The following is a 20,609-nucleotide window of genomic DNA, read 5'->3' as shown; positions in this document are numbered from 1 at the left end:
AGCCGGCGGCCGTGATCGCAGCGCAACCCTCACTCCGCGTCCGTTTCATCCCGGCCGAAGCCGTGCCACGATGACGGCGTGAGGACGCTCTTCGGTGAGGCCGCCGACACCTACGACGACGTACGCCCCGGCTACCCCGGCCGCATCGCCGACGCCATCGGCGACTACCACGGCACCACCCCGGAGCACATCGTCGAGATCGGCGCCGGCACCGGCACGGCCACCCGCCTGCTACGCCGCCTCGGCGCGCCGATCACCTGCCTCGAACCGGACCCCCGGATGGCCGCCCGGCTCACCGCCAACCTGCCCGACGTCACCGTCCACACCGGGACGTTCGAACAGTGGACGCCACCTCCCGGCGGCGTACCGATGATCGTCGCGGCCCTGGCCTGGCACTGGCTCGACCCCGCCACCCGCAACCAGCGCGCCCACGACGCCCTCACCCCAGGCGGCACGCTCGCGATCTTCGCCCACAAGTACGGCTACGCCGACCCGGTGCAGTCGCGGGCCATCGACACGGCGCTGCGCGCCATCGACCCCGACGTGCGGGACCGCCCGGCCGGCTGGTTCCACCTCGACGTCACCGCCAGCGGCCGGTTCACCGACGTGCGCGCCGAGACCGTCGACCGGGATCTCACCCTGTCCACCGACCGCTACCTGGACCTGGTGCGCACCTTCGGGCTGTTCCGTCAGCACCAGGCCGACCAGCAGGAGCGGGCCCTCGCCGCCGTCCGCTCCCTCGTGGACGGCTTCGGCGGCGGAATCGTCCTGCGGCTACGCACCAGCCTGGTGCTGGCCCGCCGGCCCGGCCCACTCGGGTGACCGCCACCCGCCGGCCCCGGGCTCGTCCCGCCCCGCGCACCGGGACGAGCCCACCCGCCGATAAGGAACGTTTACAGTGCGGCGGCGGCCCGGGTAGCGTGCGGAACTGATCGACAGCAACCGATCAGGAAGAACACCAGGAGGTGTCCGTGCGCCACCGCCACACCATCACCCGGCTCCTCGCCGCGACCGCACTCGCCCTACCACTCACCCTTCCCGCGACCCCCGCAGCCGCCGCACCGGCCGGGACACCCGCCCGCCAGCTCACCGACGTGATCCCCGCCCCCGCCGAAACCCGTCCCGACCCCAGGGACACCTTCACCCTCGGCCCGCTGACCGTCATCCGCACCTCACCGCACTCGACCCCGGCCCGCCAGGTGGGCAGACAACTCGCCGAAATCCTGCGCCCCGCCACCGGCTACCCACTGCCGGTCCTGCCCGTCCACGCCACACCGCTGCCCGAGATCGCCCTGCTCATCGGCGGCGCCGACGCGCGCCTCGGGCAGGAGGGCTACCAACTCGACGTCACCCGCCGCGGCGTGACCATCCGGGCCAACACCTCCGCCGGCCTCTTCGCCGGGACCCAGACGCTGCGGCAGTTGCTGCCCGCCCAGATCGAGGCCTCCGAGCGGCAACGCACCACCTGGGCCATACCCGGCGGAAGCATCACCGACCACCCACGCTTCGCCTACCGCGGGGCCATGCTCGACCTCGCCCGGCACTTCCACACCGTCGGTGAGATCAAGGCGTACATCGACCTGCTCAGCCAGTACAAAATCAACTTCCTGCACCTGCACCTGACCGACGACCAGGGCTGGCGCATCCAGATCGACTCCTGGCCGCGACTCACCACCGTCGGCGGCGGCCCCGGCACCGGCGTTGACGGCGCCGGCCCCGGATACCTCACCAAAGCCGACTACAAGGCGGTGACCGCCTACGCCGCCGAGCGGCACATCACGATCGTCCCCGAGATCGACATGCCCGGCCACACCAACGCCGCCCAGTCCACCTACGCCGAACTCAACTGCGACGGCGTCGCACCGCCGCCCCGTACCGACACCGCCGTCGGCTACAGCTCCCTGTGCATCGACGACGAACTGACCTACCAGTTCATCGAAGACGTCATCCGCGAACTCGCCGAGATCACCCCCGGCCCGTACCTGCACATCGGCGGCGACGAAGCCCACGCCACCACCGACGAGGACTACACCACCTTCATGCGACGGGTGCTGCCGCTGGTCAGCAAGTACGGCAAGCGAGCCTTCGGCTGGAACGAGGTCATGCAAGTCGACCCGGCCACCGACGTCGTCGCCCAGTTCTGGGGCACCGGCACCACCAACACCGACCTCGCCGAGGCCGTCGCCCGCGGTAACAAGGTCGTCATGTCACCGGCCAACAAGGCCTACCTCGACATGAAGTACGACCGAAACACCCCACTCGGCCTCTCCTGGGCCGGCTACATCGAGGTACGCGACGCCTACGACTGGAACCCCGCCCAACGCGTCACCGGCGTCGGTGAGGACGCGGTCCTCGGCGTCGAGGCGCCACTGTGGTCGGAAACCCTGCGCAGCCTCGACGACATCGAGTACATGGCCTTCCCGCGGCTGCCCGCGATCGCCGAACTCGGCTGGTCCACGGCAGCCAGCCACGACTGGGAGTCGTTCCGCACCCGGCTCGGTGCGCAGGCACCGCGCTGGCGCCTGCAGGACGTCGACTACTACCCGTCGCCGCAGGTGCCCTGGCTCTGACCCGCACCCGCTGCCCGGCGGCCCCCGGCTCACCGGCCGGGGGCCGCCCGATTCCCACCCGACGGTTGGCACGGTGACCGACGTCCGCCCCCGGGCTCAGGTGCTCCGGGTGAGGACGACAGCTCGGCGACCCCGGACGCCCGTCGCCGACGTCAGGTGACGGGCCAACGCCACCGCGGCGAACAGCGCCAGCAGCCCGCACACACCCGACCACCCCAGCCGGGCGTAGGCGCGGGCACCGAGCCAGGAACCCACCCCGCCGCCGAGGTAGGCGCAGGTCATGTAGGCGGTGTTCAGTCTGCTGCGGGCCCCGTCCCGCAGGGCGTAGATGCGCACCTGGTTGGCGACCATGCCCGACTGCATGCCGACGTCGAGCAGCAACGTGCCCAGCACCAGCGCCGTCACACCACCGATCCCGCCCAGCCCGGCGAACGCGAGAACGACGGCCGCGACGATGACGCCGAGCAGGCAGACCAGATTGACCACGTCCGCGCCCCGACGGTCCACCAGGTGTCCCGCGACCGGCGTGCACAGCATCGTCGCCGCGTTGACCAGGGCCAGCATTCCGACCGCCGGCGCACCCAGGCCGTACGCCGGGCCGGTCAGCAGCAACGCGACAGTGGTCCAGACCGCCGAGAAACCGGCGAACACCAGCGCCTGGTAGAAGCAGGAGCGGCGCAGCTCCCGCTCGGTGCGCAGCAGCCGGAGCGGCTCGGCCAGCAGCGCCGGATACCGGGACGGCGACCTCGGCCGAGTCGTCGGCAGAACGCGGGCCATGACCACCGCGATCAGCAGGATCGCCGTCGCTGCCGTCAGATAGGGGCCACGCCATCCCCACCAGTCGCCGAGGGCGCCCGCTGCCGTGCGGGACAACAGCATGCCGCCGATCGAGCCGCTCAGCAGCGTCCCGCTCACCACGCCACGCTGGTCGTCGGCGGTCAGGTCGGCCGCCAACGGGCCGATGATCGGCGCGACGACGGTCGCCACCCCGACGACCGCACTCGCGGCGACGAGTGGCGGCAGCGCGGGCGCGGCGGCCGCGGCGAGCAGCGCCACTCCGGTGACACCGAGCAGGGCCACGATCAGCCGGCGGTGCGGGATCCGGTCACCGAGCGGCACCAGCAGGAAGATCCCCGCGGCGTAGCCGAACTGCACCGCGGTAACCACCACGGCCGCCGCGTCGGGGTCGAGATGCAGAGCCGCGGCGACCAGCGGGCTGATCGTCTGCGGGAAGTAGACGTTTCCCACCGCCACCCCGCAGGTGAGGGTGAGCAGCATCAACAGCCGGCGGTTCATGAGACGGACACCTCTGCCGGACCCTCGGTCACGTCAGTCCACCGGCCCGCCGGCCACGTACACGACCTGACCGGAGACGAACCCCGCCTCGCGACTCACCAGGTAGGAGGCGGTGTGCGCGACGTCCTCGGGCTGACCCACCCGACCGACCGGGATCGACTCCGCCGCGCGACGCTGGAACTCGGCGAAATCGAGTCCGAGGCGCCGCGCCGAGGTTCTGGTCATGTCGCTCACCACGAAACCGGGAGCGATCGCGTTGGCGGTGATCCCGTGCCGCCCGAGCTGCAGGGCGAGAGACTTGGTGAACCCGATCAACCCGGCCTTCGCGCTGCCGTAGTCGACGCGGGCCGCGTCACCGACCGCCGAGATGCTCGACATGGTGACGATGCGTCCCCAACCGGCGTCGATCAGGTACGGGCAGACGGCCCGAGTGACGAGGAACGGTCCACGCAGGTTGACCCCAAGGACCAGGTCCCACTGCTCGGTGGTCATCTCCACCAGCTCGGCGCGGGGACCGACCCCGGCGTTGTTGACCAGCACGGTCGGAGGGCCGAGATGCGCCGCCACCCGCCCCACGGCGGCTGACACCGCGGTTTCGTCCGCGACGTCGGCGCCGACCGCCACCGCCGACCCACCGCCGGCTCGGATCGCCTCCACCGTTTCCGCGCAGTCGTCCTCGCTCAGGTCGATCACCCCGACGGCCAGGCCGTCCCGCGCCAGGCGTTTGGCCACCGCGGCGCCGATGCCTCGCGCCCCGCCCGTGACGATCGCCGTGCCCCACGGACGCGTCATGTCGATCTCGTCTGCCATGTCTCGAAGTCCACGGCACGGCACGACGACCGCCAAACGGTTTAGCATCACGCTTAATGATCAGCTTTGTGCTCGAAGTCGAGGACCTCGCGGACACCCGATTCGCCATCTCCCCGATCCACGAGACCGTGCTCAGCTTGCGGGTGCTACGCGAGCCCGGCCTGCACGCACTGCACCTGCCCTGGCGCAGAGCCGTACTCGGCCAGCTCGACACCGCCGCCACCGAGCTGCTGCGCTGCCTCGTCGGTCCGGACCGCGGCCTACCCGACTTCCTGACACCACGGCCGACCGTCTTCGCCGCCACCTTCGAGGACGAGCTGGCTGTCGTCCGCCGCACGGCCCCGGACGTCGTCCGCCGCGACGTGCTGGCCGTGTACCCACGCGGCCCCCTTCCGGACAATCTCCGGCCGCTCACCGCGGCGGACGACACCCCCGTGCTCGCGCTGCGCAACACCATCTGCGACCACCTGCAACGTCTCTGGGACACGGCCATCGAGCCGAGCTGGCAGCAGATGCGACTCGTGCTGGAGGCCGACATGACCTACCGCGCCCGGCAACTGGCCGTGGGCGGCGCGCGTCTGCTCTTCGCCGACATGCACCAGAACCTGCGGTGGCGCGACGGAGTGCTGCACATCGACAAGATGATCGGCAGGCACCGCGTCGTCGTCTCCGGCCGAGGCCTGCTGCTGGTGCCGTCCGTGTTCGCCCACAAGCCCGCCCCGCCCGTCAGCCCGGACGAACCACCGGTGCTGTCGTACCCGTGCCGGGGCGTGGCGACGCTGTGGGCTCCCACGCCGACCCCGGACCCGACGGCCCTCACGTCGCTGCTCGGCGCGCCCCGGGCGCGACTGCTCGGCCTGCTCGACGAGCCGCTGCCCACCGTGGAGATCGCTCGCCGGCTCACGGTGACGCCCAGCGCCGTGTCCCAGCACCTGCGGGTCCTGCACGCGACCGGCCTCGTCACCCGCGCCCGCCACGGCCGACATGTGCTCTATCGCCGCAGCCATCTCGGCGATCAACTGGCCGCCGTGCCGTCCCGGGCCGACACGCCGGTGACGAGCCGCCAGGGCTACCACTGACCGGCGTCGAGCAGTACTCCGTCCGACCGGCCGACGGCGCCGCCGGTGGCGAGAGACGGTCCGCCCCCGGCCGGGGGGAGCGGTCACTCTCGCAGGCGCCAGCGGGGATCCGCGGCCCCGCCGTCTGGACCGTTGCGGTCACGGAGCGTCAATGGGCCGCCCCCGGCTCCTCCGGCGGGAAGTCCACCGGGTACGGCTGGTCGAAGTCGGCGGACCGGCTGACCTGCTCCCACGCGCTCGCCTCGGCGATCTGCCGCCGCGAGTAGTCCAGCGCCGCCGACGCCGCGTACGTGCCGACGAGCAGGTGCGACGGCAGATCGTGGCGATTGAGCACGCGGACCAGGATCTCCGCGGCGCGCTTCGGGTCCCCGGCGGTCAACGCCGGGTTGCTGCGGTCGGCGAACAGGCCCACCGTGCTCGCGTACTCCGGGGGAACCTCTTGTACCTGCATCGACGAACCCGCCCAGTCGGTGGCGAACCCGCTAGGCTCGACGACGAGGGTCTTGATGCCCAGCGGCGCCGTCTCGGCCGCGAGCACCCGGGTGAGGCCGTCGACGGCGAACTTGGCCGCCTGGTAGGAACCCAGGCCTGGGTTTCCTCCGACCCGTCCGCCCAATGACGAGAACTGCACGATCGTGCCGGCGCCCTGCCTCTTGAGCACTGGAATCGCCGCCTTCGACACGTGGTACACACCCCAGAAGTTCGTGTCGAACTGCCGGCGGAAATCCTCCTCGGAACCGGTTTCGACCGGCGCGATGTTCGCATAGCCGGCGTTGTTGACCACGACGTCGATCCGCCCGAACCGCTTGAGCGCAGCGTCGAAGGCCGCCGCGACAGCGGTCTGATCGGTGACGTCGAGAGCCACCGGTAGCACACGATCGCCGTGCTGCTCAGCCACGTCGGAGAGCTGCTCGGGCGTACGGGCGGTCGCGACGACCTGGTCGCCGGCCTCCAGGGCGGCGGTGGTCAGTGCGCGGCCGAAGCCGCGAGACGAGCCGGTGATGAACCATGTCTTTGTCATACCCTTAGCAAAACACAGTTTCACTAATTAGGCAACGCGGTTGTGTTAGATTGGGGAGGTGGCATCCATCACCCCCCGGCAACGAGCGCGCAGCGCCGAGGCCAAGCGGTTGCGTGAGCGCGACATCCTCGACGCCGCGCGCGCACTCGCCACCGAACGCAGTGTCCGGGAGGTCACCCTGACCGACGTCGCGACGGCAGTCGGCATGCACAAGTCCGCGATGCTGCGCTACTTCGAGACCCGCGAGCAGATCTACCTGACCCTGACCGCCGAACAGTGGCGGGATTGGACCACCACGGTTCACGCAAGCCTCGAACACCTCGCCCCCGTCGACACCGAAACGGTCGCCGCCACCATCGCCGACTCACTGGCCTCCCGGCCGTTCTTCTGCGACCTGCTCGCACAGGCCCCCTTGAACCTGGAACGCAACGTGTCGATCGAGGCTGCCTACCAGTTCAAGACGGTCGCGCTGGCCCAGGTCGACACGATCGCCGAGGCACTGCGCCGGCTTCTCGGGATCACCGCACTCCAGGCACTCGACGTGGTGACCACCGCGACGAGCATGGCCGGAGCCCTCTGGCAGATGGCCGCACCCGGCACGGCACTCAGGGATCTCTACGAAACGCACCCCGAGCTCGCACACGCCGCGGTCGACGTCGGACCGCAGCTCACCCGCATCCTGACCGCGCTGCTGACCGGAATGCGAACAACCCTGTAAGCGTGAACGACCGGATACCACGTCCGGCCGGGCACCTGCAAGGTGGCCGACCCCGGTGCCCGACGGCAGGGGAGCGGGTGTATCGAGGTTCCCTGGTCTTGAGGGTGCGCGGGTGCCGCTAGGTACTTTCCGGGTCGGCGCCGAGTGCCGCCCTGCCGCCATCGACGGGAAGAACGGCGCCGGTGATGAACCCTGATTCCGCAGAGAGCAGGAACGCGACGGCGTGTGCGACCTCGAGGGGCCGGCCGACGCGCCCGAGGGGATGCAGAGCGGCCATCTGCTGATCGGTGTCGGGGTGCGCGCGCCGGTACTCTTCGTACCGGTCCGTCGTGATCGAACCCAGGGCAACGGCGTTGACGCGAATGCCTTGTGGTCCGTGGTCGATGGCTGCTGCTCGCGTGAGTCCTTCGACAGCGGCCTTCGCTGTGGCGTAGGGCAGAGCGCCACGCACGGGACGCTGCGCCTGATGTGAGGAAACATTCACGATCGAACCGGGCCGTGAGTGCGAGAGGAAGTGCTGCACCGCGGCGTGGCAGCCGACGACGGCAAGGTTCAGGTTGAGCGCGATGAGCGCGCTGATCTGCTCCGCTGTCGCCGTGGCAAGGCTGGCGTCACGGAAGATCGCAGCATTGTTGACCCAGCCACTCAACGAACCGTGCTTCTCCGCGAGCTCCGCCGCGGCCGCGGCGGCGGCGCAATCGCCCGCGTCACCCTCGACTTGATGCATTCGAGGGTTCGCGCTGCGAGCGGGAGCCGGGTCGAGGTTGACGACGTGACCGATCGAGGAGAGGTGTTCCGCGATCGCGCTGCCGACGCCTCCGCTCGCACCCGTGACGACGAACGAGCGTGCGCTGCTCATGCGCGTGATGGGCGGGTAAGTGGCATCCCTCAATTCTTCCCGCTCGTACTCGGTCGAATCCTCTGGTGCCAGTCGGGCAGCTCGCACCAGCTGCCCGACTGATTCCCACCACTACCCTCACGACGGCGGCGGCTCGGCAGTCCGTACCACCACCGCTGTCACCGTCGAGGTCAGTTACCGACCCGGTACCGGCTCGTGATCGCGACCCGGTTGAAGGCGTTCATCACGGTCACCAGCCAGGCGACCGCCGAGATCTGGTCCGCGGTCAGTACGGCCGCGGCGGCGTTGAAGTCCTCGTCGCTGACGTGCCCGTCCGCAACGAGGGTGATCGCCTCGGCCAGGCGCAGCGCCGCGCGGTCGGTCTCGGAGAAGTAACCGGTCTCCGCCCAGGCGGGCAGCACCGCGATCCGGTCCGGGTTCTCGCCCTTCTTGAGGGCATCGTGGGTGTGCATGCGCAGGCAGAACGCGCAGCCGTTGATCTGGGAGGTGCGGATCCGCAGCAGCTCGACCAGGAGCGGGTCGAGGCCCGCCGCGACAGCGGCCGCCTCCGCCTCAGACGACAGGGCGATGAGTGCCTTGTAGGCGGCCTGGTGCTGCTCGCCGATGTTGACGCGCTGTGGTTCGGTCATGGTCCCCTTGATCCCTTCGTGTGGTCTGCGCCGCGGCCTTCGGGCGCGTCCTGGTGGCGGGCGGTGCCCGTGCTGGCAGGGGCAGAGCTGGTACGGCAGCCGCCATTCGGGATGCCGCTGATGGAGCGCGGTGGACGCGAGGCGGCCCCCGCGTGGTCGTCTGTACCTTGTGGACATACCTTCAGACCCGGCAGCGTAAACCCTGCCGGGTGGCGGCAGGTCCGGCGGGGGCTCGCCTCCTGCGGGTCGGTTCGGGCGGGTCGAGCCACGTCGGCGTTCGTAGCCGGCCCGTCGGCTGATATCGAGGTCAAGACGTGTTGCCAGTTGGCAGAGCAGACTGGGCATGCCCGCCCTGATGGGACGCAGTGGCTGTTGTGTCGGGCGGTGTGGGACGCCGACGCCGTCCGTGACGACCTGTGGACCGTGATCGTCCCCGGTTCGGTGACCCGGACGCGGTACTGGTCGTCGACGATATGGGGGACTGAAGAAAGGCACGCGTTCGGTCGGGGCGCAACGCCAGGCACCGCCGGCAGGATCAGAAACGCACCGGTCGGGGTGTTTCCGACTATGCCGGCCGGGACGGGCACACGTTGATCGACCGACGGGCTACCTGCCGGTTTCGTGGACCGAGGACCGGGACCGCTGCCAGGTCGCCGGTGTTCCGGACGAGGTCGAGTTCGCCACGAAATCCGAGCTGGCAGCCGACATGATCCCCGCAGCCGTCGACGCTGGCGTGCCCGTGGGGTGGCTGCCACGGACGAGGCCTACGGCAACAGCAGTCTTCCGTGCTCACCTGCGCCAACTGCGGTTGGGCCATGTCCCTGGCGGTGTCCCGCAGCCACCTGGTGTCACTCGACGGCGGCAAGGCCCGTCTCCGCACCGATCCCATCGCGGCCGATCTGCCGGCGTCAGTACGGCAGCGCCGGCCCCTGGCCGCCCTGGCGATCTGCGTCGCCGACGAACCCCCGGAGACCGGATTGATCAAGCTGACCGTCAACGAGGTCCGTCGTCTGATCAACGCCTCCATCATCCGACCGATTCACGAACCCGCCCACCGTCTGCGCTGGTCACAGTGGCGACGCCGCCATCAAGTCCGAGCCCGCCGAGCCCACACGAACGACGCCTCAACGCCGAACTCAGCCATCATCCGGAACCGCTGCCGTACTAGACACGGGCTTAAGAATCCACGGATCAGCAGGCTAGGGGTTCGAGTCCCTTCGCACGCGCCACCCTGAACAGGAAAAACGGGCCGGGCGCTTGCGACGGGACCTGAGAGCCGGGGGCAGCTACGCAGATCCAGCGGGGCGCCGATCGGCGTGGCGAAAACGTAGCCGAGCGGCGGCGGATCTCGTTGTCAACCGTTCCTGCGGGTTGTTCGAACAGATCTGGCGCCAGATCTCGCACGGGAAGCCTGTAAACGCGAGGAGGTCTTGCCAATCGGCATCGAAGTGCTCAGCTGCGGCGGGTACTTGGCTTCGATGGTCGCCACCACCCGGCGGAGCTGGGCCCGGACGGCGTCGGCGTCGGGCTGGTCGAAGATCGCGCGGACGAGAGTGGCGATCCACGGCTGCGCCGACTTGGGCACTTCCGTCAGCAGGTTCCGCAGGTAGTGCGTTCGGCAGCGTTGCCATGCCGCGCTGGGCAGCGCCGCGCCGATGACCTGAACTGGACCAGCGTGGGCGTCGGAGATGACCAGACGGACACCGGCCGAGCCGCGGGCGGTCAACGACCGTAGGAACGCCAGCCAGCGCCGTCCTCATCCGAGGCCACATCGAGGCCGAGGACTTCGCGCCCTCCGTCGGCGCTGACGCCGAAGCGATCAGGGCAGCCGCAGCGGACGAGTAGACCGCTGGGATCACCGGTGGCGGACACTCCTGCTCTGATCCGTACCGTCCGGCTCAAAGTTTGCCCGGTGGCGGTGGGCCGCCGACCTCGCGCGCTGGCGGCGAGGTCGGCGGCTGACCACCGTCGAGGCGGGGCAAGAGATGCCTTGTGGTGAAGGTACCTACTTTGTCGCCGGGAAGGCGTGCTTCTTGCCACCGATCGCGAGAAGGGAGGCGGCGGCCAGGAGACCCAGCGCAACCCACATGATCGATTCGGTGTTCAGCACATCGACGACGACGCCACCGAAGAGGCCACCGAGGGCGATGGAGATGGAGAACACCAGGGTGACCATCGACTGGCCGACCTGGGCCGCCGGTCCGGAGGCCTTGATGATGGCGGCCATGAACAGGGTGGCCGAGCTGCCGTAGACGAGACCCCAGGTCGCGGCGGCGAGGTAGATGACCACCGGGAGGCCGGTGACCACGGCCATGACAAGCGCGCAGACCGCCAGCAGCACGGTGCTGGCCACGACGAGCTTGCGGAGGTGGCGGTCGATGAACATGCCGACGACGAAGACGCTCAGCACCGACGTGACACCGAAGACGAACAGCACCCACCCTGCCTGGCCCTCCATCCCCGCGAGGTTCAGGAAGTCAGTGATGTACGTGTACATCATGTAGTGGGCGACCATGAATCCGGCGAGGGTCAGCAAGATCACGCGGACGCCGGGCATGACCAGCACCTGCGAGAACTTGTGACGCTGGTCCATCGGCAGACCGGGCAGGTTCGGCAGCGTGAAGTACATCCACAGCATGACGAGCACGGTCAGTACCGCAGATCCGTAGAAGGCGACCTGCCAGCCGGTGAAGGACGTGACCGCGGTGGCCAGCGGAATACCGAAGGCCAGCGACACTGGAATACCGGCCATCGCGATGGTGATGGCGCGGCCCTGCTTGCGCTCAGGGGAGAGCCGGGCGGCGTAACCGGCGAGCGACGGCCAGATCAGCGCAGTGCTCAGTCCGGCGAGGACCCGGGTGGCGAGGGTCAGCCAGTAGTTGCTGGACAGTCCGGTGAGCAGGTTGGCGAGCGTGACAGAGAGCAGCGCCACCTGGACCACGCTCTTGCGCGTCCAGTTCGAGGTCAGCCGGTTGAGCGGAACCGCCGCGATCGCGGTGGCCACGGCGTAGAGCGTGACCGTCTGACCGGTCGCCGCGATGCTGCTGTGCAGCGTATGGGACATCTCGGGTAGCAACCCGGCCGGAAGAACTTCGGTCAGGACGCCGACGAATCCGGCGAAGAACAGGCCGATCAAGGCCATGGTTGGTAGTTGATCTTGCTTCTTCCCGATCGCTGACTTGCCGATCGGAGCATTGGCCGTGGCGGTCATTTGCCTTTCCCATTATCTAGCCGGCCCCCCAGGGCATTGCGTCCGCCCTGATGAGGAGTGATGGATGAATTGCAAAGCGGTCAGCGAGGAATGCGTGTAGACGGCTGACGAGTGGCCCCCAGCAGGGGATAGGTTGCGGCACCGCCGCCGGTCACCACGGTGGGCACTGCGGGCTCCCGGTCCCACGGCCCGCCCAGGCGTAGTTCGGCCGGGGAGGTAAGGCATGTCCGAGACATCCTGGCAAGACCGGCATTACGGTCTTCGTACAGTGATGGCAGGCACACAGGTCTTTACTGGCAGGGGCGAGCCCAGCGCAAAGCCGGCTACGCGCTGGAGCGGCCCCAGGCCGCCCCAGGCCAGGACCTGCCGCCACCCGGCAGGGCTCACGCTGCCAGACCTGAAGTTGTGTCCGCAACGTAGAGGCCACCACGCGGTGGCCGCCTCACGTCCACCTGCGGCATCTCAAATGGCGGCTGCCGCGCCGACATGCCGCCCGCCGCATGCCCCGGGCTATGACTTCGGGTCGTCGACCTTGAGCTTGTCTCCGGTGTTGGAGACGAAGACGACCAGCAGCTTGGCGGGCTCGGTCTGGCTGGCGTTCTCGGTGAGGACGTGATCGGTGCCCGGCTGCTCGACCCAGTTCTCGCCCTGGTGGAAGGTGGTCACAGGCTTGTCGTCGAGCTTGCTGCGCACCGTGCCTTCGAGGACGTAGGCGTAGACGAACGCCTGGCCGTGCCGGTGCGGCGCCGCGCTCGCATTGGGCGGGAGTTCGACGACCGCCGAGGTGAACGTCTTGCCCTCCACATCAGGGAGGGCCTGCTGGATCAGCGGTTTGAGAGTTTCGGCGGGGCGCTCCGATGCTGATGCCGCGGCCGTGGTCGGCCCTTCGGCGTGGGCGGGCTGGTTGGAGGTCGAGCAGGCCGTCACCGTAGTCAGTGTGGCGACAGCCAGGAGGCCGGCGGCGATACCGACCTTCCGGCCCGACGCAGTGTTGACTCGCATACAGGTCCTTACCGGGAGGGGCGACTCGAGCCCATAGCCTGCTCGCGCGCAAGGCTCATAGCGGCTTGTTCCTTCGTCGTCCGTTTGCCTTCGTTCTCATCAGGGAGACGAGGCAGCCCCTCCGGGTGTGACAGCTCAGAGGCGCGCGAGTTTGTCGGGATTGATGACCCTGCGGTACGCGCTGATCAAACCGTCCGTGATTTGCACCGTGTCGACGGAGTAGACCCGGCCATCCCGATGGAACACGAGGCCGAGCTCGCCGCCGACCTCGGCGAAGTCGATGCGGTCCGGGTGCCACTGGAGTCCCGTACGCACCATGACCTCGGCGACACGCTCGCCGCCGTGTATGGGCTTGCGTGCCGCGGAGACCTTGCCGCCGCCGTCGGTGACGTAGACGGCGCCCGGGTGCAGCAGCCTGACCAGGCCGGCCAGGTCCCCGGCCTCGTAGGCCGCGCGGAAGGCCGTGAGGACGCGTTCGCGCTCGGCCTTCGACGCATGCGGCGTGGACTGCTTCGCGTTGGCCACCCGCCGTCGCGCCCGCGAGGCGAGCTGCCGGGCACCCGGCACCGAGACGTCCAGCACTTCGGCGATCCGGCCGAACTCAAGACCGAAGACATCGTGGAGGACGAAGGCCACCCGTTCCGGCGGGCTCAACTCTTCCATGATCAGCAGCATCGCCGAGCTGACGGACTCGTCGACGAGTACCGGCTGCGACGCGTCCGGCCCCGTCAGCAGCGGCTCCGGCAGCCACGGCCCGACATAGGTCTCCCGGCGGACACGGGCACTCTTGAGAATGTCGTACGACCGTCGCGCGGCCACCGTCACCAGCCAGGCCTGCAGATCATCGACCTCCCGCAGATCCGCACCGGCCGCCCGCAGCCACACGTCCTGGGCCACGTCCTCGGCATCGGCCACACTTCCCAGCAGCCGGTAGGCCACACCGAAGACCGTGGGCCGGTGCCTCTCCCACCCGGCACCGAGCGGGTCCTCCCGCTCCGGCCGTCCGGGCCCGCGCCAGTCACCCATGCAGATCGCAACCTCCTCCGGCATGCGGATACCAGCGTAGCCATCCGAACTCGGGAATCCGCGATGGCAGCCCTCAGGCGAGCCGGCCCACCCGGACACATGCCACCGGCAGCGCGTGCGCCGCTGCGGTGGGGGATCGGCGGGAACCGATCACCCGCGCCCGCTACGCGCGTCGACCTCTCCGCGAAGGCGGACATCAGGCACTACAGGCATGCATAGCCGACGTCGCAGGACCAGCCCCACGACGCTGCCGAGCGCACGTTAGCGAACCGGGTCGAGGTAGTCGGAAACCGCGTCCCGGTTCCGCCAGTCTGGTGCACCTGTGAGCGGTTGCTGGTCCCGACCCGTACTCCGCCGAGAACTTCTTTCGCAGACCGATCTGGCCGAGGGAACCAGCAAGGCCACGTACGGCGACTGGCCTCTCTACTACTACATGGGTGACGTCGGCCCGGGGGACGTGGACGGGCAGGTCGTCGACAACGTGTGGTTCGCCGTCGGCGCCGACGGCAAGCTCGTGAAGACGATGCCCTGAGTAACGCCCCACAACCCGATTTCGTCCACTTCGGGGCGACCGCCGCGAGGGGGAGTGGCCGACAGGTCGACGGCCTGAACGAGCCGGCTTGCGTGTGACGGCGACGTGAAGCGTCTCGACGATCCGGGCCAGCGGCCGCAACCGGTACCGCGCCTTGAGCCCGTCGAACCGGTCTGCCCGTCGCGCGGTCCCGATCACATGCTCGCCGGCCGCGAGTGCCGCCTCAGCGAGCGCCAGGCCGAGGCGGCACTCGCGGCCGTGATGATCCATGTCTTCGTCTCGTTCGTCGTGATCATTGCCGCGACGCTAAAGCTTCGAGCGCGCTTGAAAGCAAGCCGCGCTGCAGCCCTAAAAGTCGCCCCTGCCGTTGTTCGATAATGTACATTATGTCAAGTTGACCGAATCGGGGCCCTCCCTCAGCGGGGGTTCAGGTGCGCCGCGACGAACGCGGCCCGCTGTGCCACCGGTCCCGGTGGCACGTCGACGAGTTCGTGCCCGTGCTCGGCGTAGACGCGGGCGTGCAGGCGACCGAACGCCAGCGCATCGGCCAGGTTGATCCGCCGTGCCGCCGTACGCGTGACGAAGCCGAGCGACCCGACCAGGAACACCGGACGTTCGTAGATCGCCTCACGCCGGGCCTGCGCGAGTTCGGTCGCCAGTTCCGGACCGATCGGGTGTCCCAGATATTCGGCCAGGGCCAGGGTGCACAGCGGCGAACGATCGTGCACCTGCACCGGGCCCCGGGACTCGGCGATCCTGCGCCGGCGCTGCAGCCGGGCGACCGCCTCGACGAATCCCGGCTCCGCCCACGGCTGCGCGACCCCCCGGGCCTGCTCCGCGGCGATCACGTCGGTCGCCGCCTCGTCGACGACCGGAAAACCGCGCTGCCGCAGGGCTCGCGCGATGCTGGTTTTGCCCGCCCCCGGCGCGCCGGTCAGCACGTACCGCCGCATGAGCGCCCTCCCCTGATTTGCTCGATAATGCGAAAATCATGCATAATATGCCTTATGCATGACAACCGGGATGAATCGGTACAGTTCTGGATCGAGGAGTTCCTGACGGCGCGCGCGACCCGCAAGCCCTCACCACACACGCTGGAGGCCTACCGGCGTGATCTGTCCAGCGTCGCGCTCCTGGCCGGTGAGACGCTCACCCCTCCCCTGCCGATCGACGCCCTGCCGATCGACGCCCTCTCCCCCCGGCTCATGCGGGCGGCGTTCGCCGGGTTCGCCGCCCCCCGCGCCGCCGCGTCCGTCCACCGTGCCTGGTCCACCTGGAACAGCTTCTTCACCTTCCTGGTCGCCGAGGGTGTCGTACCGGGAAACCCGATGCCGGCGGTGGGGCGGCCCCGCGCCCCGCTCCCCCAGCCCAAGCCGTTGCGGGGCGAGGACACCCCGGAGGAGCTGCTGGCCGCCGTCGCCGGCCAGGCCGGTCGGCAGCGTGACCCGTGGCCGGAGCGGGACCTGGCGGTGCTGGCCTTGGCGCTCTGCGCGGGGCTGCGCCTGTCGGAGCTGCTGGCGCTGCGCGTGGCCTCGGTGACCGGGCGCCAGGGTGAGCGGCGGGTCGAGGTGGCCGGCAAGGGCGGGCGGCCGCGTACGGTGCCGATCGAGGATGCCGTGGACCGGGTGCTCGCCGAGTATGTGGACAGCCGTCGGCGCCGGTTCGGGGCACGCAGTGTGCGGCCGGACTCGCCGCTGCTGGTGGATCGGCGAGGTGAGCCGTTGCGCCGGGGTGGGCTGCAGTATCTGGTGGAGTCGTGCTACCGGCGGGCGGGTATCACCGAACGGGTTCCGCGGGGGGCGCGGCTGCACGCGTTGCGGCACACCTTCGCTACCCGGTTGGCGGAGGACGGGGCGGGCGCTTCGGAGATCATGCGGTTGCTGGGGCACGCGTCGTTGACGGCGTCGCAGACGTACATCGAGGTGACCGCGGGTCAGCAGCGTGCGGCGGTGCGTTCCAACCGTACCAACCGGGCGTTGGCCGGCCTGTTCGCACAGGACCTCCGAAGCTCCGGCGGGCCGCACGACGGCGGCGAGGTGGATCTTCGCTGATCACTCGCGGCGGGTCTCTGGTCGCCGGGTGGGTCAGTGGGCGCGGTGTCCGCTGCCGTCGGCGGTGGTGGGCAGCGGGCCGAGGACGGCGTTGACCAGGTGGATGCGGGCGCCGGTGGCGAGGTAGTCGGCGCAGACGGCGTCGGCGGTGTCGCCGAAGCGGGTGGTGTCGCCGGTGCGGGTCACGGTGAGGGTGACGCCGTCGAGGGTGGTGGCGGTGCCGGCGGCGGCGAGTTCGTCCAGGGGGCGGGTGCCGGCGATGAGGTGTGCCTTCAGCAGGGTCCGCAGTTTGTCGTGGTCCCGGGTCATGAGGGTGTCCCAGGTGTCGTCGGAGAACTTCTTGGCGAAGGCGTCGTCGGTGGGGGCGAGCAGGGTGATGCCGTCCTGGTGGAGGTCGGTGAGCAGGCCGCTGGTGCGCAGGGCGGCTTCGAACGTGGTGAGGGTGGGCATCCACGTCAGGGCCTGGTCGACGGGGAGGTCGGCCAGCGCGGTGGGATTGCCGGGTTCGGTGCCGGTGGGCAGGGCGGCGCAGAGCGGCCCGGTGACGCTGACGGTGCCGCCGGCCGGGGCCGGTGCGGATTGGTCGGTGCAGGCGGTGGTGGCGAGCAGCAGGGCCGCCGCGAGGATGGCGCCGGCGCGTCGCGGCCTGCTGGTGCGGGGGTACGACACGGCGTCTCCTCCTGTGTGGGGGGTGTGCCGGCAGGGCGGAGGCGCGTCCGCCCTGCCGGCACGGTCATCGGGTGTTACAGGGTGGCGCACTGTCCGGCGCGGGGGCCGGTCACGGTGTTGCTGATGTTGAGGTTGGTGGGTGCGGTGGTGTTGCCGGCGCAGGCCAGCGGGCCGTTGACCGTGTTGCCGACGAGCAGCGGCTGGTTGTCGGTGCGGTTGGCGGACACGTCGACCGGGCCGGTGACGGTGAGGTCGATCAGGGAGACCGCGTCGGTGGTGCCGGTGACGCGGAGCGGGCCGGTGATCTTGGTGTCGGCGAGCAGGACACCGGCGGCGCCGGTGGCGTTGACCGGGCCGGTGATGGTGGTGCCGGTGGTGACCAGCGCCGCGCCGGAACGGACGGTGACCGGGCCGGTGACGGTGGCGTCGTCGAGGCAGGCGAAGCCGGTGACGGTCAGCGGGCCGGTGTGGCGGCCGGTGCTGGTCGGGTAGATGCGCTCGCCGTCGACGAGGTTCTCCACGCCCTGCCCGTCGAGGAGCAGCGGGATGAGGCCTCGCTCGGGCTGGTTGAGCGGGACGTAGTAGCTGTCGCCGACCTTGATGACCTTCCAGCCGTGATCGGCGATGCGCTCGGCCGCGGTGGTGACGGCGCCGGTGGGGCCGTCGGTGCGGGCGCCGTGGTACTGCTCCTCGGTGAGCCGGTAGGCGCAGGGGGCGTTGTCGAGGATCAGGTCGGCCGGCGGGGCGTCGATCGGCGGCGGGCTGCTGCCGGGGTGCGGCGCCGGGTGGGCGGTGATGGGTCGGGAGCCGCGGAAGACGAGGCGGCCGGTGTTGGCGGCCTGGAAGGTGATGGACTCGGCGCGGGCCTGCTTGATGTCGGGCAGGCTCGCGCGGTGGTAGTCGAGGAACTGCTGGAAGGTCCAGAGGGCGGAGAAGGTCTTGCGGCGGCGGTTGTTGGCCGCGTTGCCCTCGTCGGGGCGGGTCTGTCCGCCGGAGCTGCGCAGTTCGAGCAGGGAGTTGACGACGTTCTTCAGGCCGAGGGTGTTGCGGAGGATGGTCTCCTCGCCGAGGCCGACGTTGCCGCCGCCGTCGCAGCCGTAGGGGCAGGGCCACCAGCCGTCCTCGGCGCCCTTGGTGTACATGTGGCCTTCGATCATGTCCATGGACTCGTCGAAGATCGGCTGGGCGACGTTCTGGTGGCGCGGCGGCAGCATGGGCAGGTCGCCGGCGCGGGAGTTGCCGTACTCGTGGCCGTCGTAGCCGGCGACGGGCCGGTACTGGCGGACCATGTTGACGTACGCGGCGGTCTCCGGCTGGCGGATGAGCGAGTAGTCGCGGTTGAGGTCCTGGCCGGTGGAGTTGCCGCGGGTGTTGGCGGCTCGGCCGTCACCGTTGATCGTGGGGACGATCAGGACCGTGGTGTGGCTGAGCAGGTCGATGACCCGGGGGTCGGTGCTGAAGGCGAGTTGCCGGGCCATGATGAGGCAGGCTTCGCGGTCGCCGGGCTCGTTGCCGTGGACGTTGCAGTTGACGGCCGCGGGTGAGGTGGCGGCGACGGCTTCCGGGGTGGCCGGCGGGGTGGGGTAGCCGATGACGAACATGTTGATCGGCCGGTTCTTGACCGTGCGGCCGATCTCGACGACGCGGACACGGTCGCTGAGTTCGTCGATGGCGGCGGTGTAGGCGTACTCCTCGGTGTCGCTGGTGTACTGCGCGGCGTGGGTGGTCTCCCACTGGGTGCGCAGCTGCTCGCCGGGGACGTCGGGGTTGCCCCAGGGGGCGGTGGTGGTGCCGGCTACCGGTTCGGAGTAGGGCTGTTCGGTGGTGTCGAAGCGGGCGCGTACCCGCCACTGGAACCGGTCGCCGGGGTTGAAGCCGGCGTCGGCGAAGGTGGGTGACTCCTGGTTGATCTGCCGGTTGGGGCGCCAGATGCCGACGATGGTGGCGGTGCCGGTGGGGGTGCCGGCGGCGTCGACGGGGGTGCGTTCGATCTGGTAGTCGGTGGCGCCGTCGACGGGCTGCCAGGCGAGGGTGGCGAATCCGTCGGCCTGGCGGACGGTGAGGCCGGTGACCTGGCCGGGTTCGGCGGCGCTGGCCGGGGCGGCGATGGTGGTGAGGCTTGCGGTGAGGAGTGTGGACAGTGCGATGAGAACAGCGCGGTGGCGTCTCACATGACCTCCATGGCGTTGTGCTGGTTGACCGTGTCGCGGTTTGGACCAGCATGATCGTCATGGATCATCGAATCAACGATCTTGAGGGAATCTTGCGTCTCGATACGGTAAGGGGTCTTCCGCGGTGCCGCTGACCGTTGGTCAGCCGATGTCGACCAGGAGCGGGCGGTGGTCGGAGATGGCGGACAGCGGTGTGCTGACGGCGGTGATCGGTGGGAGCCGGCGCAGGGCGTGCCGGTCGCCGAGGATGTGGTCGAGTTGTACGCGGGGTTCACCGGCCGGGTAGGTGGGGCGGCGGCCCAGGGGTCGCCAGCCGGAGACGACCCGGACCACGCCGGCGGGCAGGTTGAGGTCGCCGAGCAGGACGCGGGGTGCGGGTAGGGCGCGTAGCGCGCGGACGACCTGGCGGAGTTGGCGCAGGTTCCACCCGGGCACGAAGGACAGGTGGGTGGCGGCGGCGGTGAGTGTTCCGTACGGGGTGTGCAGGACGGCGGCGAGCACGACGCGGGGTTCGTCGCGGAGCAGGACGAGATTGGGGCCGGGGCCGGGGACGTGGACGGGTGAGCGGACGGGCGCGGGGGTCAGGCGGGTGACGCGCCATTTGCTGACGGGGTAGCGGCTGATCAGTCCGATGCCGTAGCAGGGTTCGCCGTGTCCGTCGTCGTCGCCGGTGAGGGGGCGGAATCCTTCGCCGGGGGTGCCGACGAGGGCGCCGGCGAAGCGGTGGTGGGGGGCGTCGAGTGCGCGGGCGGCGATGGCGGTGAGGTCGAGGTTGCCGCTGCGGCTCTGGTCCCGGTCGACCTCCTGGAGGGCGAGTACGTCGGCGTCGAGTGCGGTGACCGCCGCGGTGAGCCGGTCGGGGTCGACGAGTCCGTCGGTGAGTGATCGACCGTGCAGCAGGTTGAAGGTGGCCAGGCGCACTCCTGCACCCTACGACGAAGTGGCAGTCTTGCCGGGTGGTCAAG

19 protein-coding genes and 1 pseudogene are annotated in these 20,609 nt (G+C 70.0%); 7 read left to right on the top strand and 13 right to left on the bottom strand.

What is annotated here, in order from left to right; genetic code table 11:
• The first annotated feature begins 78 nt into the window (after nt 1-78).
• Nucleotides 79-822 (top strand): class I SAM-dependent methyltransferase, encoded by a 744-nt coding sequence (locus tag BXA10_RS19030; protein ID WP_076471755.1) that lies wholly within the window; start codon nt 79-81, stop codon nt 820-822.
• A gap of 149 nt (nt 823-971) precedes the next feature.
• Nucleotides 972-2,570, top strand: a complete 1,599-nt coding sequence (locus BXA10_RS19025) for a beta-N-acetylhexosaminidase (RefSeq protein WP_084753025.1) — start codon at nt 972-974, stop codon at nt 2,568-2,570.
• Between the two features lie 96 nt (nt 2,571-2,666).
• Here the strand turns inward: BXA10_RS19025 and BXA10_RS19020 are convergent, their stop codons facing one another.
• Both BXA10_RS19020 and BXA10_RS19015 read right to left on the bottom strand, forming a co-directional pair.
• Nucleotides 2,667-3,866 (bottom strand): MFS transporter, encoded by a 1,200-nt coding sequence (locus tag BXA10_RS19020; protein WP_076471754.1) that lies wholly within the window; start codon nt 3,864-3,866, stop codon nt 2,667-2,669.
• Between the two features lie 33 nt (nt 3,867-3,899).
• Nucleotides 3,900-4,676, bottom strand: a complete 777-nt coding sequence (locus tag BXA10_RS19015) for an SDR family NAD(P)-dependent oxidoreductase (RefSeq protein WP_217696805.1) — start codon at nt 4,674-4,676, stop codon at nt 3,900-3,902.
• A 56-nt stretch (nt 4,677-4,732) separates the two neighbouring features.
• Here BXA10_RS19015 and BXA10_RS19010 point away from each other — a divergent pair, with 56 nt between their 5' ends.
• Entirely contained in the window at nt 4,733-5,755 is a 1,023-nt protein-coding gene (locus BXA10_RS19010) for an ArsR/SmtB family transcription factor (RefSeq protein ID WP_076471753.1), read from the top strand.
• A gap of 148 nt (nt 5,756-5,903) precedes the next feature.
• Here the strand turns inward: BXA10_RS19010 and BXA10_RS19005 are convergent, their stop codons facing one another.
• On the bottom strand, nt 5,904-6,776 hold the full coding sequence (locus BXA10_RS19005) for an SDR family NAD(P)-dependent oxidoreductase (protein WP_076471752.1): 873 nt from the start codon (nt 6,774-6,776) through the stop codon (nt 5,904-5,906).
• Nucleotides 6,777-6,834: 58 nt separating this feature from the next.
• Between BXA10_RS19005 and BXA10_RS19000 the strand changes: the two genes are divergently transcribed.
• Nucleotides 6,835-7,494, top strand: a complete 660-nt coding sequence (locus tag BXA10_RS19000; protein ID WP_084753010.1) for a TetR/AcrR family transcriptional regulator — start codon at nt 6,835-6,837, stop codon at nt 7,492-7,494.
• 118 nt (nt 7,495-7,612) lie between these two features.
• Here BXA10_RS19000 and BXA10_RS18995 read toward each other — a convergent pair whose 3' ends face one another.
• The 6 genes and pseudogenes from BXA10_RS18995 to sigJ all read right to left on the bottom strand — a co-directional run bounded on the left by BXA10_RS18995 (nt 7,613) and on the right by sigJ (nt 14,221).
• Nucleotides 7,613-8,353, bottom strand: a complete 741-nt coding sequence (locus BXA10_RS18995) for an SDR family NAD(P)-dependent oxidoreductase (RefSeq protein WP_076471751.1) — start codon at nt 8,351-8,353, stop codon at nt 7,613-7,615.
• Between the two features lie 170 nt (nt 8,354-8,523).
• A complete protein-coding gene (locus tag BXA10_RS18990) occupies nt 8,524-8,982 on the bottom strand; it encodes a carboxymuconolactone decarboxylase family protein (RefSeq protein WP_076471750.1) in 459 nt (152 codons plus the stop codon).
• Nucleotides 8,983-10,314: 1,332 nt separating this feature from the next.
• A pseudogene (locus BXA10_RS18980) lies at nt 10,315-10,794 on the bottom strand (transposase); the annotation flags it as partial.
• Nucleotides 10,795-10,987: 193 nt separating this feature from the next.
• On the bottom strand, nt 10,988-12,124 hold the full coding sequence (locus tag BXA10_RS18975) for an MFS transporter (RefSeq protein WP_175649242.1): 1,137 nt from the start codon (nt 12,122-12,124) through the stop codon (nt 10,988-10,990).
• A gap of 579 nt (nt 12,125-12,703) precedes the next feature.
• Nucleotides 12,704-13,195, bottom strand: a complete 492-nt coding sequence (locus BXA10_RS18970; RefSeq protein ID WP_076471747.1) for a cupin domain-containing protein — start codon at nt 13,193-13,195, stop codon at nt 12,704-12,706.
• A gap of 135 nt (nt 13,196-13,330) precedes the next feature.
• Complete coding sequence (gene sigJ / locus BXA10_RS18965; RefSeq protein WP_076471875.1) at nt 13,331-14,221, bottom strand: RNA polymerase sigma factor SigJ; 891 nt, start codon at nt 14,219-14,221, stop codon at nt 13,331-13,333.
• A gap of 322 nt (nt 14,222-14,543) precedes the next feature.
• Here sigJ and BXA10_RS18960 point away from each other — a divergent pair, with 322 nt between their 5' ends.
• Both BXA10_RS18960 and BXA10_RS18955 read left to right on the top strand, forming a co-directional pair.
• Nucleotides 14,544-14,753, top strand: coding sequence for a COG4315 family predicted lipoprotein (locus BXA10_RS18960; protein ID WP_076471746.1), 210 nt, complete (start codon nt 14,544-14,546; stop codon nt 14,751-14,753).
• 105 nt (nt 14,754-14,858) lie between these two features.
• Nucleotides 14,859-15,131: a hypothetical protein gene (locus BXA10_RS18955; RefSeq protein ID WP_139338048.1), complete on the top strand. Its 273-nt coding sequence runs from the start codon at nt 14,859-14,861 to the stop codon at nt 15,129-15,131.
• Nucleotides 15,132-15,169: 38 nt separating this feature from the next.
• Here the strand turns inward: BXA10_RS18955 and BXA10_RS18950 are convergent, their stop codons facing one another.
• Nucleotides 15,170-15,706, bottom strand: coding sequence for an AAA family ATPase (locus BXA10_RS18950; RefSeq protein ID WP_076471744.1), 537 nt, complete (start codon nt 15,704-15,706; stop codon nt 15,170-15,172).
• A 54-nt stretch (nt 15,707-15,760) separates the two neighbouring features.
• On the opposite strand from BXA10_RS18950, the gene BXA10_RS18945 reads away from it, so the two are divergent.
• Nucleotides 15,761-16,804 (top strand): tyrosine-type recombinase/integrase, encoded by a 1,044-nt coding sequence (locus tag BXA10_RS18945; protein WP_076471743.1) that lies wholly within the window; start codon nt 15,761-15,763, stop codon nt 16,802-16,804.
• Nucleotides 16,805-16,837: 33 nt separating this feature from the next.
• Here BXA10_RS18945 and BXA10_RS18940 read toward each other — a convergent pair whose 3' ends face one another.
• From BXA10_RS18940 to BXA10_RS18930, 3 genes are all read right to left on the bottom strand, one after another.
• Nucleotides 16,838-17,473 carry a fasciclin domain-containing protein gene (locus BXA10_RS18940; protein WP_076471742.1) on the bottom strand — a complete coding sequence of 212 codons (636 nt, stop codon included), beginning with the start codon at nt 17,471-17,473 and terminating at the stop codon, nt 16,838-16,840.
• 74 nt (nt 17,474-17,547) lie between these two features.
• Nucleotides 17,548-19,644, bottom strand: coding sequence for a M14 family zinc carboxypeptidase (locus BXA10_RS32455; protein ID WP_076471741.1), 2,097 nt, complete (start codon nt 19,642-19,644; stop codon nt 17,548-17,550).
• Between the two features lie 141 nt (nt 19,645-19,785).
• Entirely contained in the window at nt 19,786-20,565 is a 780-nt protein-coding gene (locus tag BXA10_RS18930; RefSeq protein WP_076471740.1) for an endonuclease/exonuclease/phosphatase family protein, read from the bottom strand.
• Between the last annotated feature and the right edge of the window lie 44 nt (nt 20,566-20,609).

This window comes from Micromonospora avicenniae, from assembly GCF_900156065.1.
GTDB classification, from domain to species: Bacteria; Actinomycetota; Actinomycetes; order Mycobacteriales; family Micromonosporaceae; genus Micromonospora; species Micromonospora avicenniae.
This window is presented reverse-complemented; position numbering and strand designations above follow the sequence as displayed.